The sequence below is a fragment of the Lactiplantibacillus modestisalitolerans genome (assembly GCF_005405425.1).
Classification (GTDB): domain Bacteria; phylum Bacillota; class Bacilli; order Lactobacillales; family Lactobacillaceae; genus Lactiplantibacillus; species Lactiplantibacillus modestisalitolerans.
This window is the reverse complement of sequence record NZ_BJEA01000013.1, coordinates 82,024-99,098: the sequence shown is the minus strand read 5'-3', so window position 1 is coordinate 99,098 and position 17,075 is coordinate 82,024. Positions and strand designations below refer to the sequence as shown.

Genomic DNA, 17,075 nt, shown 5'->3' with positions numbered 1-17,075 from the left:
GAGCACGTTTAGAGTGTGAAGACCGACGGGTTGATGCTGAGCACTACCTAGCTAAGGGCATGATGCCGGGCTTTGGCATTGTGCCCTTAGCGTAGTAGGCGCAGGAAGCAGTTCAATTCAAATCCGTTTCCACCAAAAAGGCGGCCCATCCGGACCGCCTTTTAAATTACTGGAATATAGCCGCGCCCACTATGCTTTGGGCCGACTATCATAAGCTCGTTTAGACTTGTAACCGGCCTTAAAGACCGTCTTCATCACGTCAATGTGCCGTTGCTTGGTTGCTTCCGCCTTGGCGCCAAAAATGAAGCGCGCCCATTCTCGCTGATAACCTGGTGTTAAGTCGGTAAAGAACTGGGCTAAGTCCGGCGTATCCGCTAAAAGTGGTGCAACTTCCGGAATAAACCGTTCGTAGGCACTCAATGGTTCTGCCATGGATTCACCCCCTTATTCCTAGTTTAACTGGTCAATTGTACACAAGCAATCCTTGGGTAAAATTATTTTAACCGCCCCCACCCAGTGACCACCTCAAAAGCCAAAGCGCGCAATCGCTACCAACAACGCCGATTTAAGTAAATCTGGTTACAACCTTAATGATTGAACGAAAGAGTTTTTATATTTCGGATTTTGCTAGGTTTGCGCTATCATTAATAGTATAAGCACACCGTTAGTTGGTTTTCGACCAACTGCCATCACTAAAGGGAGTTCTGTCATGCCAAAATTCAATATCACCCTCATCACTGCCGAGCAGGCTAAGCAAATGTTGACGGAATACAAGGAACAACGCCGTAATTCCGTTCCACACTTGACCCATCCCGGCCGTTACATTTTACCGGACTATAAATTAACGCGGCGCCGGGCGGCTTTTAAAATCGTTAAGCACACTTTTTTAACGCCCCACTATAAATCGTACGTTGCCATGGATTCCGATAACGGGCACACCCTCTGGTTTCGTAACTTTGGGTCGCTCACGGAAGCCCTGTTCTGGCTAGAAACCGGCCTTAAAATTAGTGATACCGACTCGCATTCAAATTACAAGGAGTGGGTCACTAAGCATAGCGCTGAGATTGAGGCCTTCAAAGATCAACTCCGGGCACGCAAGAAAGCGCACCCGAAAAAGAAGCGTAACGCTTAAAGTTAAACTCAAAAAAGGCAAGTAGCGTTGGATTGTTATCCGCTAACTTGCCTTTTTTAGTAATCACTGAATCAAAATAATCTCAGGCTGTGCCCACTCTTTTGACCATTATTCACGTCAACCTTGTAATCCCCACATTACCTGCAACGGCTAACTCAAATAACAATTCTAAGTATAGCGGTTGAATGTAAAATCCATGCAAGCACTTTGTAAAGATTTACCATAGTTTTCATAATCGTAGCCAAAATACTAAAAACGCACCCCGAATGACCAGTTCAACTCGTCAGCGGCGTGCGCTTAATTGTCTTTTAAATATTCAGTTAATCCGTTTCTTGGGCCGATTTACGGGCAACTCGACGTTCCCGGGCATAGTCCGTGTTGGTCGTGATTTCGACATCCCGCGCTAAACGCTTGCGGCGAGCCAGTTCAGCGGCCTTAGCATTTGCCTTGGCAGCTTCCTTAACCGGATCAGTCGTTAAGTCGTGGTGAATCGAATACAGTAAAATCAACGCCACAACTGTCAGTGGGAATCCGGACATGGCACAAATCGCTTGAATCGATTCAAAGCCCCCAACCGTGACCAGTCCAAGGGAGAAGAGTAGGAAGATAACGACCCAGCTCATCCGGTTGAACCGACTTGGTTGTTGCCCAGCTGATAATTGCTTACTAGTAAAGGACGACGTGATAAACGCAAACGATGAAACCGTCGTTGCCAAGAAAATAAAGCATGACAAGCAGTAAAGCGCAAGCATGATCATCTTCAATGGCAAGGTCGATAAGACGGCAGCAATAACGGCGGCCTGTCCCTGCGTGTTTAGAATGTGCACTAAGTTAACAATGCCCATCTTTTGCAAGTAAAGTGCGTAGCCCCCTAAAATCATGTAGAAGGTTACACAGCCAAGCGAACCCCAAAGTAGCATTCCACCTAAGACCTGACGAATCGTCCGACCACGTGAAATCCGGGCAATGAATAAGCCCATGACTGGCATAAAGGATAACCACCAGCCCCAATAGAAGATCGTTTGCCGCTGCATCGCAGTTGCCTGACCGTTTGGCGCAGTGTTCGTACTTAAACTAATAAATTTGTTGATAAACAGACCAATACTGTTTGTTTCCGAATTCAAAATGTAAAGGGTTGGCCCGACTAATAGGACAACGATTAAAAAGCCAATCGCTAACCAAATATGGGCTGAACTCAGGCGACCAATCCCCTTCTTCAAACCATTGAAGACGGCCACCGCAAAAATAACGAATAATAACGCAAACAAACCAAGTTTGAGCGTCATCGTATCCGCAATCCCAGTTGCGGTACTGAGTACTTTGGAAATAACGGGGATTTCCATCCCGACGGAGGTTCCGACCCCACCCATAATCCCAATGATTACGAGGAAGTCAATTAAATTCCGAATAATCCGTTTAGTGGTTCCCGGACCTTCTAAAACAGAAATGGCGGCACTAAGCCGTTGCACCTTGACGTGCTTAACATACATGGCATAGGCAATCGCAATCGTGGCCGGCGCGAACATCATCCACGCCATTGGGCCCCAGTTGAATTGACCTAGCATATGCGCATAGTTATACGCAGAAGTTGAAAATGGCTTTGCGCCGAATGAAGGGCTTTGCAAGTAACGTAACGGATCAACGATACTCAGCATTAAAATACTGGCATCAATCCCCGTGGCGTAAACCATGCTCCCCCAGTGAAAACTTGAGAATTCTGGTTTATCCTTCGGCCCACCAAGCTTGGTTTTACCCAACTTGCTAAACCCTAAGTAAATGAAAAAGATAAAAGTGATGACGTATACCGACATGTACAACCAGCTCATGTTATTCGTTAACCAGTTTAAGATTCCTGATAAACTCGTTTCAAGTGAATGACCACCAATTAACAAAATAACTGAAGCTGCGGCAAAAAGACCAATCGTTGGTAAATAGACCCACCAATCAATATTCTTACTTTTTAAAATAATAAACCTGCTACTGAGCATATACTCTCTATATTAATAAAATTCGTGGTTCTTCCTACCCGTCCGAAACGCTGGTAGTCCCCACGCGTAAATTTCCGACTAGCAATCGGTACATCCCCCCGGGTTGGCCCGGAGCACTCAACACCCTGACTGAATCAGGTTTAATCGGTTTTGCCACGGAGATTCTTTTTGTGCTAACTCAAAATCAGTAGCAGAATTTCCTTCTTTCCGTTGGTTGAATCCCAATGGCACCATGTTGAAAAATTGTAGATTAATTGCATAATCGCATTGGTGTTAATCTTTATTTTAGCTGATTAGTGTTTCTTATTGGCACTGGTCCCCAACGGACAGTGCCCTGACCCACCACGTAACGATTAATGGTTACATTTATCTTGCTAATGGATAACCCCCTTGATGCATCAGATAAATCACCAGCCCCACGATCGCCCCCGCAAGTTGGAACTGATTGCTCGTGGTACAAAAAAACACGCGACAAGGGTAACGGGTTACCACTTGTACAGCGCGACTGGTCTTATACAAATGCTGATTTCAGTATTTCGTCTGATATCTGATGCTCAACCCTTAGTATACTAGTATTAATTCAGATGTAAAATATAGCTACTTTCAGCCGCTGAGGCCTAGCATGACAAGTCTCAGCCGGTTTTTGGGAGCGCTTTAATGGCCTTTTTTTCTGTAAATAGTCAAAGTTTTTCGTAACAATAAGTTTTCACTTTAGAATCATTCTTATCTGTTTCAATTAAGCGCGTTTCATGCTATCCTTGTTATAAGCTTAACAAGCGTGCTTTATGATAACTGAATAGGAGGGGTTTTTGATGCGACATTATTATAAGCTTATTCTAACACTCAGTGTCGGAATCATTGCCTTAGTATTACAATTTGGTGCTGATCAAGCAAGCCTAGCGCAACTCATTATTACCGTCTGGGGGTCCGTTATGGCCCTCTCGATGCTGATTGAAATGATCAAAACGCTTCGTTCGGGCAAGTACGGGGTCGACCTACTCGCCATCACCGCAATCGTTGCCACCCTCGCCGTCAGCGAGTACTGGGCCGGCTTAGTCGTGCTGATCATGCTTACCGGGGGCGATTCACTCGAAGACTACGCTGCCAAGCGGGCCAATACGGAACTAAAGGCCTTGCTCGATAATTCACCCCAAGGCGCCCACCGGCTAACCGGGGACCAGTTAGTCGACATTGGCGTTGATGAGGCTCGAATTGGTGATCAGCTCGTCGTCAAGCCCGGAGAACTCGTTCCGGTTGACGGTCATTTAATCAACGGAAGCGCCCTATTTGACGAATCGTCATTGACCGGCGAATCCAAGCCAGTTGAAAAAAACGTTGGCGACGACGTCATGTCCGGGGCGGTGAACGGGGATAACGCCGTTACCATGGTCGTTGATAAACTCGCCAGTGATAGCCAATACCAACAATTAGTTAAATTAGTAAAAGAATCCGAAGCGCAACCCGCCAAATTCGTCCGGCTGGCCGACCGGTACGCGGTCCCGTTTACATTAGTCGCCTACGTCATTGCGGGAATTGCCTGGGCGCTGAGTGGCGATCCTCATCGATTTGCAGAGGTACTGGTCGTTGCTTCACCCTGTCCATTAATTTTGGCTGCCCCGGTCGCACTCGTTTCGGGGATGAGTCGCACGAGCCGCAATGGGATTGTTGTTAAAACGGGCAACGTACTAGAAAAACTAGCAACCGCCAAATCAGCGGCCTTTGATAAAACTGGGACGATTACCAGCGGACAGCTAACGGTAAATCGCATCGTTCCGCAAAAGGGGTTTACCGCTGAACAACTCCTCCACCTTGCCGCTAGTGCCGAGCAAAACTCGGGACACATTCTCGCCCGCTCAATCGTCAAGTACGCGGGTGACCACCAACTCAGCCGTGCACAGGATTTATCAGAAGTCACTGGCAAGGGCATCGTTGCGACAATTGACCAGCAACGGGTCAAAGTGGGAAAATTAAAGTTCGTTGCGCCCCACACGCTTCATCACCCGCTCGCCCAAACCGCCATTTACGTTGGGGTCAATGACCAGTACGCCGGTTACATTACTTTTACTGACCTCATTCGGCCGGAGGCGGCCCAAACATTACGGGCGCTCCACCAGGCTGGCGTTCAAAACGTCTTAATGCTGACTGGTGACCAACGGGCAATTGCCGACCGGATTGCAAAAAAAGTGGGAATTGATACCGTCGCCGCTGACCTCCTACCGGCAGACAAAATCAACCGGTTAAAGGCGCTCCCCGCCGAACAGCGGCCCGTCATCATGGTCGGTGACGGGGTCAACGACGCTCCCTCACTCGCCATCGCAGACGTTGGCATTGCCATGGGAGCCCACGGATCGACCGCTGCCAGTGAATCAGCGGACGTCGTCATTTTAAAAGACGATCTTAGTCGGGTCGTCACGGCAATGTACATTGCTAAAGATACGATGCGGGTCGCTAAACAGTCCGTCTGGATTGGGATTGCCATTTGTACAATTTTAATGTTAATTGCCAGTACTGGTATCATTCCCGCGCTCTTTGGTGCCATGCTCCAAGAAGTCGTCGATACCGTTTCGATTCTCTGGGCACTACGGGCGCTCCGTGACCGGCCAGCTCCCGCCCCCCTCACTAATTAGATTTCAAACGAAGGATGTGACAACATGCCTGATTGGGTTTTACGCTGGTCGCAAGCCGCACTGACGTTTATCGTCGTGCTGACCTTCGTGTCCGTCGTTCTCCTAAAAGTTTCATTAAAAGAAGCGATTGCCGTCGACTTCCTTTACATGCTCGTAACGTTTCCATTAACTTGGTACCGTGAACGGCGTAAAAAATAGGTCGTTAACCGCAACCGTTAACCATCCAAAAAACGTCCATTTTCAGTCATACTGAAGGTGGACGCTTTTTGGACCCATTTTTAAATTAAGCGTTATCATTAACAGTTAGTTAGGTTAAAATTAAAACAGTTATTTCAAACGATTGACTTTGAATATAGGAGCTGATTTTTTTGATGATGATGAATAACCCCACCATGTTGTCCTACATCCGCCGTGAGCAAAGTGTGCTCGGCCAAATTTTAGCGACTTACCCGGATCAAATTGCCACCGCAACCAAGGCGATTCCTAATGACCACCAACATTGGGTCATTTTAACGACTGCTTCCAGCCTTAACGCCGCCACCACCGCTAGCCTTTACATGCAGAAAACGGCTGACGTGCAGGTTGACGTCTACAATGCGGCCCAGTTTCTCCATTACGGCACCCCGAGCCCGCTCGTTGACGTCATTATCGGTATCTCGATTTCTGGTCAGGATGCCGTCATTCAGGCCGCCGTTAAAAAAGCCCACGCGGCCAGTGACGCCTACACGATTGCCCTCACCGCGGATGCTAGTAGCCCGCTCGCCGTTGCGAGTGACGCGACCTGCGACCTGCTGACTGGTCAAGAAACGGTCCCCTACATTACGCTTAGCTATCAAGCCATTGTTCTGACACTGATGCTCCTAAGCGTCCACGCGGCGATGGACCGACAACTAATCAGTTCACTCACCGCCAACCAAGAGTTGGATGAATTTAGCCTGTTAATTGAAAACATGAACCGGACCATTCAAAAGGCCAACGACTTCTACCGCAAATTTACGATCGACTTTGCGAACGCCCCGGAATTTACCGCGATCGGCTCAACCATTCTGACCGGGACTCTGGCGGAGTTTGAAACCAAGTTCACCGAGATTGTCCGGGTACCAACCCACGGCTATCCGCTAGTTAACTTTACCCACGGCGGTTACCTTGGTGCGCACGAAAATCACTGCCAGTTCTACGTGGAACTACCCGCCAGTGACGTTAACGCCCAACAGCTCCAAGCCGTTAAGGCCTATGAAAGCCGGTTAACGCCCCACGTTTACACCATTAGTTTGACCGGTGAAGCACCCGCAATTAACGATGGTCAAACGCTCCAATTGCTCGCAGTCGACGACCCGTACAAAGCGCCACTGCTCGCTGTGATTCCGTTTCAAGTGCTAGCTTGGTACATTGCCAAGGCTAAGGGCATTAATTTGAGTCATCCCATTTTCACTGACTTTCAGGATTTTATTCGACCGAAGCAACCGTAATAAATGCGGTTTTTACCAACTCAAGCTTTCACAATCTAAGTTGAACTCATCGTAGAAAAAGCGAAGCCGTGGCGCGTGCCGTAGCTTCGTTTTTTTGACTATTCTAATGACCGGTAACCACCCTGAATAAACCGGTTCAAAATTTGTAAATCGTGATACCAAGTTTCGTTTTTAATAAATTTATTCATTTTGTTAATGGCAAACGAACCATGCACGGTATAAATAAAAATCTTCTCTGCGTCTTGAATCGGCAAGCCAGTTCGTTTTTGAATCGCTGGCACCATTCGGTCGTGCTCGTGGGTAATAATCCGCCCCACAATGTAGTCACTTAAAGTGGGATCCATTAATAAGTCGTGATACTTTTCCGAATCCGCCACCCGCTGACACGCAGCTAATTGCGACTCATTCTCCTTTAAATAGTCCACCGATATGGGACTATCATCCGTCGGTAGCCGTCCCGGCTGCGTATTGAACATCAGCGCATCATCGAGGACCGCGTTTAAAACGTTACTCAGATTATCATAGTGTAAATAAAAGGTCGAGCGGGTAATTTCCGCTTCGCGGCAAAGCTCCGTCACGGTAATTTGATCATAGCCTTCCTGCTTAATTAAGCTAATAAAGGCGTCTTTAATCACGTTTAACGTGTACAGCGTTCGCCGATCAATTTTGCGCTTAGCTTTTTCCATCGCTAACATCCACTCCTAACTTTGAGGATACCGTCGCTTGGTTTCTCATTATACAGGCCATTTCAAATAATGCGAACCTATTCTAACGAGAAAAGCCGGACACTTTTTTAATTCTGTCCAGAAGTAGACGGGTTCCGCCAAACTGTACTTTTCTTTCAACGCCAGCTGAACTATCCTATTCCCCATCAAGTCAATGACACGTTGTCCATAAATAAACATGATGTTCAGGAGATGATTTAAGCATGTCAACCTTAACGGAAGCCCAAGCCGCACTGGCCAACGCAGACGCCATTCTCGTTAGTGCCAGCAACGGCCTGTCCATTAGCGAAGGGGTTAATATCTTCACTAACAATCACGCGTTTCAACAGTACCTCGGTCCCCTCGCCGATCAATACGGCTTTACGAGCATCTTACAAGGTGCCCAGCTACCGCTCCCACCAGCGGCCCGCCAAGCATTTACTCGGCAGCTCCACCGCTACCTGATTGACGACTATCCCGGCGCAGCTCAGTTCCAACAAATTCGGCAATTAATTAGTACCAAGGACTACTTTGTCCTGACCTCCAACGCCGATCAACATTTTCAACAAAATGATTTTGATGCGCAGCGCATTTGGGAAATCGAAGGAAACTTTTTTGATCTCCAGATGCAGTCTCCGGCTTGGCAGGCCCAGCAACGACGCTTTCAGGACTTCACGCAGCGCCACGCCCACCATCACTTAGTTCAACTGGAACTCGGCATCGGGGCCGCCAACCGACTAATTAAATTGCCGCTAATGCAACTCATCAACACGCACCCGCAGTGGCAGTACGTCACCCTTAATTTAGCAAATGAAATCAACGTTTTACCCGCTATTCAGGACCGCACCCTGACCCTGCCTGGTGACCTAACGCAAACACTAGCTCAACTTACAAAGGAGTCTTAAAAAATGGATCAAACGCTTTACGAACAACTCGTCATGAAGACCCAACTCAACTACTCACAATATTACGGGGTTTACGCTAACGGCGGTACCGCCATCAAGCTTTCTGCTAACCCCGCGCAGCCCTACGACCAACAAATCGCAACCTTTGCCGAAAAGGTCCGCGATGCCGATCATATCATCGTGGGCGGCGCCTCTGGACTTTCAGCCGCTGGCGGGGGTGATTTTTACTACACCGATTCACCGTCGTACCAACAAGCTTTTAAACGGTTCTATGACCGCTACCATTTTAAGGGCGCCTTCGCGGGGATGCAACACCAGTGGACAAGCCGCGGTGAATTCTGGGGCTACCTCGCCACCTTTTTGCACACGACCCTGCACGCCGCGGTGCGTGAACCATACGCCGACTTAAAAGCCATCCTCGCCGATAAAGACTACTTCATCTTAACAACTAATCAGGATACCCAAGCCATCAAGGCCTTTCCCGAAACCAAGGTGGCCCAAATTCAAGGGGACCACCGGTTCTTCCAATGTAGCCAACAATGTACCGACGACGTATGGGATGCGACTCAGGCCATTGATCAAATGTACGACTACTTGGAAGCAAACGATACCACCGTGCTTCCTGATGACCTAATTCCCCGCTGCCCCCACTGTGGCGCTGAGGCGTTCCCATGGGTTCGCGGTTACGGGAACTTTTTAGAGGGGACTCGTTACCAAGAACAGTATCAAAAAATCAGTTCCGACTTGGAACAGCACTTGCACGACCAACACCTACTATTCATTGAACTCGGCGTGGGTCGGTTGACACCAATGTTTATCCAGGAACCATTCTGGGCACTAACCAACAGCTTACCTGGTGCTTACGACGTGATGGTCAACCGCGATTTCCAATTTCTGCCCGAACAAATTGAAAACAAGGGGACCGCTATTAAGGGCGATATTCTAAAAGTTTTAAAGGACGTCCGGGCTCAATTAAATAAGTAGTCTAAAAAGCGTGTGTCAAAAGTCGGTTAAGCGGAGCCAGTTAATTTTGGACGCACGTTGCGGCTATTAACATTTGAAGACACTAAAGGCGACTGTGAAAATCACAGCCGCCTTTAGTGTCTCCGAGCCGCAACGTACTTGGCCCTTCTCTTAAATTTTAATTCGTTTGCGCCGCTTGAACGGCTGATTTAGTATCCGCCGAACTAGTTTGACCAACGTGACTAATCCCAAAGCCAACGAACCCACTAATTACGGAGATGACCGGGCAAAGTAAGCTGAAGAACGTAAATGGTAAGTAGTCCACCGTCGGAACGCCCAACGTGGTGGCCAAGAAGACCCCACCAACGCCCCATGGAACGAGGTAGTTAATGACGGTCCCGCCATCTTCTAGGACCCGCCCAAGGGCTTGACCCGCTAAGCCCCCATCGTTAAAAGCCTTCCGGAAAGCGCGCCCAGGAAGAATGATTGATAGGAACTGCTCGCCGACGAAAACGTTCACGCCGATGCAAGTTAGCACCCCGGCTAAAATCAACTTACCGTCACTGTTAAGGTGCTTAGCAACGGGCGTCATGACCTTATTGATCAACCCAAATTTCACGAGCAATCCACCAAGTGATAGGGTCACAACAATTAACGCCACCATGCTCATCATGCTAACGATGCCGCCCCGTGAAAGCAACGTATCAACACTGTTATTACCAGTCTTAGAAACAAAACCACTGTTAATGATGGCGGTTAACTTGGTCATCGTAATTTTAGGATTTTCAAACAAAATCAATCCGGCCGAAACAAAAATGTTGAGTAACATGGTGGGAATGGCCGGCATCTTGAAGCCCGCGCAAACGAACACCAAGACAATCGGTAGCAATGACAGTGCCGAAACACTAAAGTTGGCGTTTAAGACGGCGACCGTTTGATTAATTTTAGCTAAGCTAGTTCCACTATCACCGTGACCTAAAACAGTGAACAAGCCCAACGTAATTAAGCCAGCGGGAACGGTACTCCACATAATGTGCTTGATATGCGCGAACAAGTCGGTATCAACCACGGCTGACGCCAAGTTGTTCGTTTCCGACAACGGGGACAACTTATCACCAAAAACGCCCCCACTAATAATGGCACCGGCAACTAACGCGGGATTTAAATTCATCGTCACGCCCATCCCGAAGAAGGCAATCCCAACGGTTGAAGTAACCGTAAAGGCGCTCCCAACGGCCGTTCCGACTAACGTACAAACGATAAAGACGGATGGCAGGAACCACTGAATGTTGATCAATTTAAAACCAATGACCATCAAGGTTGGAATCGTCCCAGCGGCGATCCAAGTTGAAATCATCGCCCCAATTAGAATGAAGATAAAAATTGGTACGATTCCTTTATCAATCCCTTCCTTGATCCCAGCGTTCACCGCAGACCACGGAAAGCCCCGCAACATCGCCCAGGCCGTTACGACCCCCATTGCCAATAGGACGGGGACTTGTGGCGACAGTCCAAAACCAATCACGCCTAAACTCATAATTCCTAATACAACTAAAAGTACGATTACCGCTTCCCCGGTACTAACGTTCGGGGTTGTCATTGTCTTTTTCATATCTGCTTCGCTCCTCTTGAGTCCGTTCTACAACATCACCAACTAACACGGCCTCAATATCGAGCCAAACCACCACAACGTTTCGTTTCCATCACTAATCATCCTCTTTACCTTAGAATAAAAAAATCGCCCCCATTGTTCATTACGAACAACAGGGACGATTAGACTAGTCGCGGTACCACCCATGTTGACCCCCTAACTTGATTAGGACGCCCACTCACTAGAAGGTAACGGTTCTAGTTATTCCGTTCATCGAAACTCGGCTACCGTATTTCATCCACAGCTCCTGATCGGTTCGCAGCAACCACCGACTTCCTGACACCCAGAACTGCAACTACTTGATGTAGCGTTAAACGCTCGTTTATTAACTTGTGACTAAGAATATCACCGATAGTTTTAATCGTCAAGTCATTGTTTTAATCTTTTTTTAATTTTTGTGGGAAGGCTCCCTATTCAAACTTAATTGCCGAAACGTGTTCGGCCAGACTGGCATCTGCGCTTGCTACGCTAAGCCGCCATCGCAAAAACCGCGACGCTTCTTGGCTATATAGCCGAAACGTGTTCGGCCGAGCTGACACCTGCGCTTGCTACGCTAACTAGCCATTGCCAAAACCGCAATAACTAGTTAGCTAGGCAATGCTCAGTGTCAGCCCGCTCGGCCTCACACTCTACCACAAAAACCTCACCATTCCCTTTGCTACTCTCGGGTTCTGGTTCAACGCACAGTGCGCCGCCCCCGCCCCCTGGTAGAACTTCTCCTGATAGCTTGCCAATTTCCCTCGCAACAAGTACTTAACCGACCGCGCCGACGCCACGCCCACAAAGCCATCGTTGTTATACCCATTGTTCGTATCCCCCACCACGTTCAACAACTGCACGTGCTGCGGGAAATTTTTGCGGTACTTCAGCGCCGTCGCAAAATGCCGCGTGAACCGCACCGGCTTCGCCGCCAACTGTCTAACCGTCGCCGTCTTCTCCGCGCCTAAAAAGCCCGTCAAGCCATCAAACGGTCCGGCAATCGTCACTATTTTGCTTAACTCCGGCACCCGCCGATCCTGACCATACTTCAACGCCTGGTTCACAATATCATTGGCGCCCAACGAGTGCCCAACCGCGTTATAGCGCTTAACCCCATAACGCTGTTTTAACTGCACCAGTACTTGGTGTAACCAATCCACCTGCTTCGCCTGCGACGCGTGGTTATCTTCAAAGACAATCTGAATCATCGGATTTTTAATCGCCCGGTGCCAATACCCCCGAAACGCCATCACGCCATTTTTATAAACGTGCACCACTAACGCCTTCTGCGCTGCTCCAGCGCGTTGCGCCCGCCGAATCAAATAATTTGTCGAATAGGCGCCCCCATTATAGCCGTGCAGAAAAATGGTTGCCGTTTGCGTCTGGTGATAGTTTGGGCTTAGCCGGCGAACGGGTTGCTCCGTCAGCTGACTCGTCACCCGGCTAAGTCGACGTTGACTACCGCCCGCACCAATTAAAATAACGGCGACCGCTAAAACGAACGTTAATAGTCCCCAGCGGGCGCCGCGCTGTTTTCTTTTACTCAAACGTGATCGAACCCTTCGTTAATTTCACAATTCTTATTTTAACGTTTTCTGCGGCCAAGCGGCGGATAAAGTTTGCATCTCTTTACAAAATACTTTATTGATAAACTCTAAAAAAGTAATTATTCAACATTTACATTCTTTTAACCCTTATTAATATAATTTCACGGCGGACACCACTATAATTAGTCTTAGTTAGTTTGCATTATAACTTAGCAAACAATCTGAGGAGGTTATCATGGACACACATACGTTTAAATACCCCGACAAAGCCGCTCACACCTTTGTGATTCAGGCGCTGGCTGACAAGGGCGTCACCATTCACGACATTGCCACCATCACTTATAATTTACAAATCAACTACGTTCCGCAACTCACTATCGAGGAATGTGAAATTGAAACCAAAGAAGTGCTCCGTAAACGCGAGCTACTCAATAACGCGATGGTTGCCTTGGAACTGGACCGGCTCGCCACCGCCGGTCAATTAAAGGAACCACTCCTATCGATCGTTGCTAACGACGCCGGCGTCTTTGGCGTCGATGAAGGGTTGGCCCTTAACATGGCTAACATTTACGGTACCATTGGCGTGACCAACTACGGGTACGTAGATAAAGTTAAAGAAGGTATTATCAAAAAGTTAGATACCGACAAATCGGGCGTGGTCAATACGTTCATTGACGACATGGTCGGTGCGATTGCCGCTGCGGCGGCCGCTAAAATCGCCCATAAATACGCATAAATGCAAACAAGGTCCCTACCTGCTATCATCAGTTTATGAATGCAGGTCGGGACCTTGTTCTTAAATTTTTTTAATTTCCCCAAAGTTACGGCAAACTCTTAAGCCGATTAACTTTAAGCCATTTGGTGTTGCGACATAGCGCGCATCTTCAAAATACGTTGTTCGCGCGGAATAAACATCCGGATTTCATCCTGATTGAATCCGCATAATAACCGGTGGTCATCAAAAATGATTGGCCGGCGTAAAAGTTGTGGTGTTTCGCTAAGAACCTTAATAGCTTCGCTTAACGGCATGTCCTCAATCGGTGTCGTCTTACTAAGTTGATGATAAGCATTTGACTTAGTACTAATTAGATCATCGATCCCATCATAAGTATACTGAAGCAAGTGTTTAATCTCAGTTTCCGTCAAAGGCTGAGCATTCATGTTACGTTCGTGGAACGGGATTCGATGCTCGAGTAACCAGCGATGGGCTTTGCGACAACTTGCGGTACTTGGTAACACACATAAGTTTATCATTAATATTATCCCCAATCTTGCTTGCCTTACAATGCAGCCCCCATTATTGTGCACTGTAATAGTTGACGTCATTAATTAACAACACCATCATAGCAAACTTCGGTTGGAATTGCTAGCGTTTCCAGCAAAATAATTAAAATAATTTGATGAGCGCAGTTTATTCAAGTCCTTATTCCGTTTTTAGCTATACCAATATTACTAATTTTATTATCTAATCATTCAATAATTTACCGCTTGCTTTTAAATAATCACGTAACACAACCGCTTGATTATGCTGTTCATCCTTAGCACCAAACAATAAAATGACGTTGGTCGTTTTCAATTGCGTTGCCACTTGCTTGATAAAGTCTGGTGTAATCGGGTTCGCATCCAATTCAACCCGGTATTTCGTTACGAATTCTGGATATTTTTCGGGGTCGTGGTTAAACCACTTGCGCAGTTCCGTCGATGGTCCAATTTCTTTAACCCAGTCGTCTAAGTGCGCATTGACCTTTGAAATTCCGCGGGGCCATAGCCGGTCAACTAACAAACGGTAACCTTCCAAATCAGCTGGTTTCGTATAAATTCGTTCAATTTTTAATTCCAAATGATCATCCTCATTTCTTTTAATTTGATTAGCTAATCCGCCTCCATTATACCGCACCCCACCCCTTCCATTGAACGTACACGAATCAGTCGTACACAACCGGCACCTATACCAATTTAAAATTCATCCCTACAAATTTTAATATTTTAGACAAAAAAAGCTCGTAAGCCCCGTCCTGATTGGGTTCTAGCCCGTTGCTATCCGAACCGGCTAAGTTTATGTCAACACTGGCAACTGCGGGGTTGCGGTTTGGGCCCTTTAACTAAAAAAATCTTGGCGTCCGTTTAGACTAACCAAGATTGCATCGCTAACCTTCGCCCACTACAACTTCAACTTGACCCCGTTTAGGGACAAAATTCAAATCATAGATGGGTTCCCGCAAGACTTTTTCGTATTCTTCTAACACGTCTTCTGGTAACGGAGTATGTTCGGCCAGTTCCCGTAATAAGTCGTCGACCGAGTAAACGCTCGCCATGTCAACGAAGATCCGCAAGTTGCTAATCACGTCGTTCAATAATTCCGTTAAAATTGCATTGGGCTTGCCGTTACCATCCGTAATCACCATCTGGTTATTATCAACTTCCTTGTGATCAATTTTTGTTAACTTAACGATATCAAAAACATTTAACATGTGCGCACCCTCCGTTAATATTTTAAAGTTTGTTTTAGTTTACCACAAACGCCCGCTGACTGAAGCCGAAACGTCATTCAGCGGTCCTTAGTTTCGGCCTGATAACGAACAAAAACTTTTTCTTGCACTTTCGGCATTGGTAAGGCCGCCAGCTGTTTTTCAGTGACCGCCCGGCCATCAAAATAAGCTAAGTCGGCCGGTTGGACCGTTGCCCGAACTAACCGAATCGTCCATTTTTGGTGGGTAAACGTATGGGTGACCGGACGGCCGCTCACCAACTGTACGTCCGTTAACGTTAATTGGTAATCCTTGGTAAAGGTGGTCGTAACCGCGTGCAATAACTCCGCATCGGTCGCATCATCCGCCAGATCCAAATCCGTGACTGCTAGCAAGGGAACCGTCCATAAATTAGCCAGCATCCCGGTGCTCGGCCGCTGGACCATCAGCCAGCGATCAGCCATGGTTGCCAAGACGGCCACGTACGCTACCGGAACTGGACGTGGTTTCTTGGTTTTTACGGGATACTGCGCCTCGACCCCGTCTAGGTAAGCTTGATTGAACGCCTTGACGGGCGAGTGGGCACTATCCGGTTGACGGGCGGTCATATAGCTGGCGCCCAGATCCATAATCGCCTGGTTAAAGTCCCCGGGGCGCTCCCGCGATATAATCCGGCTAATCGCCCGTTCAAATACGGTCCGCGTTTGCGGCTTAGCAACGTCCGCGTCGATTTCCAACAGCCGACTAAAGACCCGGTACGCGTTGCCATCGACCGCCGGAACCGCCTCGCCAAAGGCAATGCTAGCAATTGCGCCGGCCGTGTACGGTCCAATTCCAATCAGTTCCGTTAGTTCCGCTGCGGTTTGGGGCCACTGACCATCGTAATCATTGATCAGTTGCCGGGCACAGCGCTGCATGTTGCGGACCCGTGAATAATAACCGAGCCCTTCCCAAGCTTTGAGTAACCGCTCCTCGGGTGCGTCTGCGAGGGCTTTTAACGTTGGAAACCAATCCATAAAGCGCTCGTAATACGGAATCACCGTCTGGACCTGGGTCTGCTGGAGCATAATTTCCGACACCCACACGTGGTACGGTTCCTGGTCATGGCGCCATGGCAAGTCGCGTCCCGCTCGGTCGTACCAATCAAGCAAGGTGGTTTGAAAGGCCTTAATTTTGGCCGCATCCCATTCAATCATCCGAGTTCCTCCAAAAAAACGCCCCATCAGCCCGGCTAAGCGGTCTTTGGGGCGTTTCAATTTAATTATTTTTCTAAAGTGGTTGCGAGGTCGACCAGCGTTTTTTCATAATGGTCCGTCACACTCTCATCCTGGAAGTCAGCGTTAAAAACCGCCAACGTGAGGTATTCCGGGTACTTCGTAATGACCCGTGCCAGCTGATTGTTCGTTTGCGGATACTTAGCATCCTCATTATTGAGAATATCCAAACTCGCCTGGTAACAAACGTTCGCTAGGAACAGGTAATCGACAAAGTAGTTAAATCCCGGTTCATTTTTCAACTTAAAATGTGCCTGTACGTCCACCGTTTCCGTAATGTTACCTAAATACTTGGTCACGATTTCTTGGTACTGACGTAGTAACTCCGACTTTGCCTCTGCGTGTACTTCGGTTGTCATAATTATAAA

The 17,075-nt window shown here is 47.8% G+C and carries 17 protein-coding genes; 7 read left to right on the top strand and 10 right to left on the bottom strand.

The genetic code is table 11. The annotated features are described in order from the left end of the window. Nucleotides 1–189 precede the first annotated feature (189 nt). Nucleotides 190–432, bottom strand: coding sequence for a YdeI/OmpD-associated family protein (locus FFM79_RS08900; RefSeq protein WP_137643123.1), 243 nt, complete (start codon nt 430–432; stop codon nt 190–192). A 277-nt stretch (nt 433–709) separates the two neighbouring features. On the opposite strand from FFM79_RS08900, the gene FFM79_RS08895 reads away from it, so the two are divergent. Beyond that, nucleotides 710–1,132, top strand: a complete 423-nt coding sequence (locus FFM79_RS08895; protein ID WP_137643122.1) for a hypothetical protein — start codon at nt 710–712, stop codon at nt 1,130–1,132. 320 nt (nt 1,133–1,452) lie between these two features. Here the strand turns inward: FFM79_RS08895 and FFM79_RS08890 are convergent, their stop codons facing one another. Then, nucleotides 1,453–3,120: a BCCT family transporter gene (locus tag FFM79_RS08890; RefSeq protein WP_137643121.1), complete on the bottom strand. Its 1,668-nt coding sequence runs from the start codon at nt 3,118–3,120 to the stop codon at nt 1,453–1,455. A gap of 812 nt (nt 3,121–3,932) precedes the next feature. On the opposite strand from FFM79_RS08890, the gene FFM79_RS08885 reads away from it, so the two are divergent. From FFM79_RS08885 to FFM79_RS08880, 3 genes are all read left to right on the top strand, one after another. After that, nucleotides 3,933–5,747, top strand: a complete 1,815-nt coding sequence (locus tag FFM79_RS08885; protein ID WP_137643120.1) for a heavy metal translocating P-type ATPase — start codon at nt 3,933–3,935, stop codon at nt 5,745–5,747. Between the two features lie 24 nt (nt 5,748–5,771). Further along, complete coding sequence (locus FFM79_RS12655; protein ID WP_170177429.1) at nt 5,772–5,945, top strand: hypothetical protein; 174 nt, start codon at nt 5,772–5,774, stop codon at nt 5,943–5,945. A 173-nt stretch (nt 5,946–6,118) separates the two neighbouring features. Next, nucleotides 6,119–7,216: an SIS domain-containing protein gene (locus FFM79_RS08880; protein WP_137643119.1), complete on the top strand. Its 1,098-nt coding sequence runs from the start codon at nt 6,119–6,121 to the stop codon at nt 7,214–7,216. 98 nt (nt 7,217–7,314) lie between these two features. Here FFM79_RS08880 and FFM79_RS08875 read toward each other — a convergent pair whose 3' ends face one another. Next, a complete protein-coding gene (locus tag FFM79_RS08875; protein WP_137643118.1) occupies nt 7,315–7,902 on the bottom strand; it encodes a TetR/AcrR family transcriptional regulator in 588 nt (195 codons plus the stop codon). 242 nt (nt 7,903–8,144) lie between these two features. On the opposite strand from FFM79_RS08875, the gene FFM79_RS08870 reads away from it, so the two are divergent. Further along, a complete protein-coding gene (locus FFM79_RS08870) occupies nt 8,145–8,825 on the top strand; it encodes a hypothetical protein (RefSeq protein ID WP_137643117.1) in 681 nt (226 codons plus the stop codon). Nucleotides 8,826–8,828: 3 nt separating this feature from the next. Beyond that, nucleotides 8,829–9,809: an SIR2 family NAD-dependent protein deacylase gene (locus FFM79_RS08865; RefSeq protein ID WP_137643116.1), complete on the top strand. Its 981-nt coding sequence runs from the start codon at nt 8,829–8,831 to the stop codon at nt 9,807–9,809. A 157-nt stretch (nt 9,810–9,966) separates the two neighbouring features. Here FFM79_RS08865 and FFM79_RS08860 read toward each other — a convergent pair whose 3' ends face one another. Both FFM79_RS08860 and FFM79_RS08855 read right to left on the bottom strand, forming a co-directional pair. After that, complete coding sequence (locus FFM79_RS08860; RefSeq protein ID WP_137643139.1) at nt 9,967–11,388, bottom strand: Na+/H+ antiporter NhaC family protein; 1,422 nt, start codon at nt 11,386–11,388, stop codon at nt 9,967–9,969. A gap of 680 nt (nt 11,389–12,068) precedes the next feature. Further along, complete coding sequence (locus FFM79_RS08855; RefSeq protein ID WP_137643115.1) at nt 12,069–12,965, bottom strand: alpha/beta hydrolase; 897 nt, start codon at nt 12,963–12,965, stop codon at nt 12,069–12,071. Between the two features lie 235 nt (nt 12,966–13,200). Here FFM79_RS08855 and FFM79_RS08850 point away from each other — a divergent pair, with 235 nt between their 5' ends. Continuing rightward, nucleotides 13,201–13,701, top strand: a complete 501-nt coding sequence (locus tag FFM79_RS08850; protein WP_137643114.1) for a phosphatidylglycerophosphatase A family protein — start codon at nt 13,201–13,203, stop codon at nt 13,699–13,701. A gap of 113 nt (nt 13,702–13,814) precedes the next feature. Here the strand turns inward: FFM79_RS08850 and FFM79_RS08845 are convergent, their stop codons facing one another. The 5 genes from FFM79_RS08845 to FFM79_RS08825 all read right to left on the bottom strand — a co-directional run bounded on the left by FFM79_RS08845 (nt 13,815) and on the right by FFM79_RS08825 (nt 17,066). Then, nucleotides 13,815–14,219 carry a Spx/MgsR family RNA polymerase-binding regulatory protein gene (locus FFM79_RS08845; protein WP_137643113.1) on the bottom strand — a complete coding sequence of 135 codons (405 nt, stop codon included), beginning with the start codon at nt 14,217–14,219 and terminating at the stop codon, nt 13,815–13,817. Nucleotides 14,220–14,430: 211 nt separating this feature from the next. Next, a complete protein-coding gene (locus FFM79_RS08840) occupies nt 14,431–14,805 on the bottom strand; it encodes a DUF488 domain-containing protein (protein ID WP_137643112.1) in 375 nt (124 codons plus the stop codon). A gap of 307 nt (nt 14,806–15,112) precedes the next feature. Next, the gene (locus FFM79_RS08835) at nt 15,113–15,436 is read right to left on the bottom strand and encodes a hypothetical protein (RefSeq protein ID WP_137643111.1); all 324 of its coding nucleotides are present in this window, start codon (nt 15,434–15,436) and stop codon (nt 15,113–15,115) included. Between the two features lie 77 nt (nt 15,437–15,513). Beyond that, entirely contained in the window at nt 15,514–16,629 is a 1,116-nt protein-coding gene (mutY, locus tag FFM79_RS08830; protein ID WP_137643110.1) for an A/G-specific adenine glycosylase, read from the bottom strand. A 65-nt stretch (nt 16,630–16,694) separates the two neighbouring features. Beyond that, nucleotides 16,695–17,066, bottom strand: a complete 372-nt coding sequence (locus FFM79_RS08825) for a hypothetical protein (protein WP_137643109.1) — start codon at nt 17,064–17,066, stop codon at nt 16,695–16,697. Between the last annotated feature and the right edge of the window lie 9 nt (nt 17,067–17,075).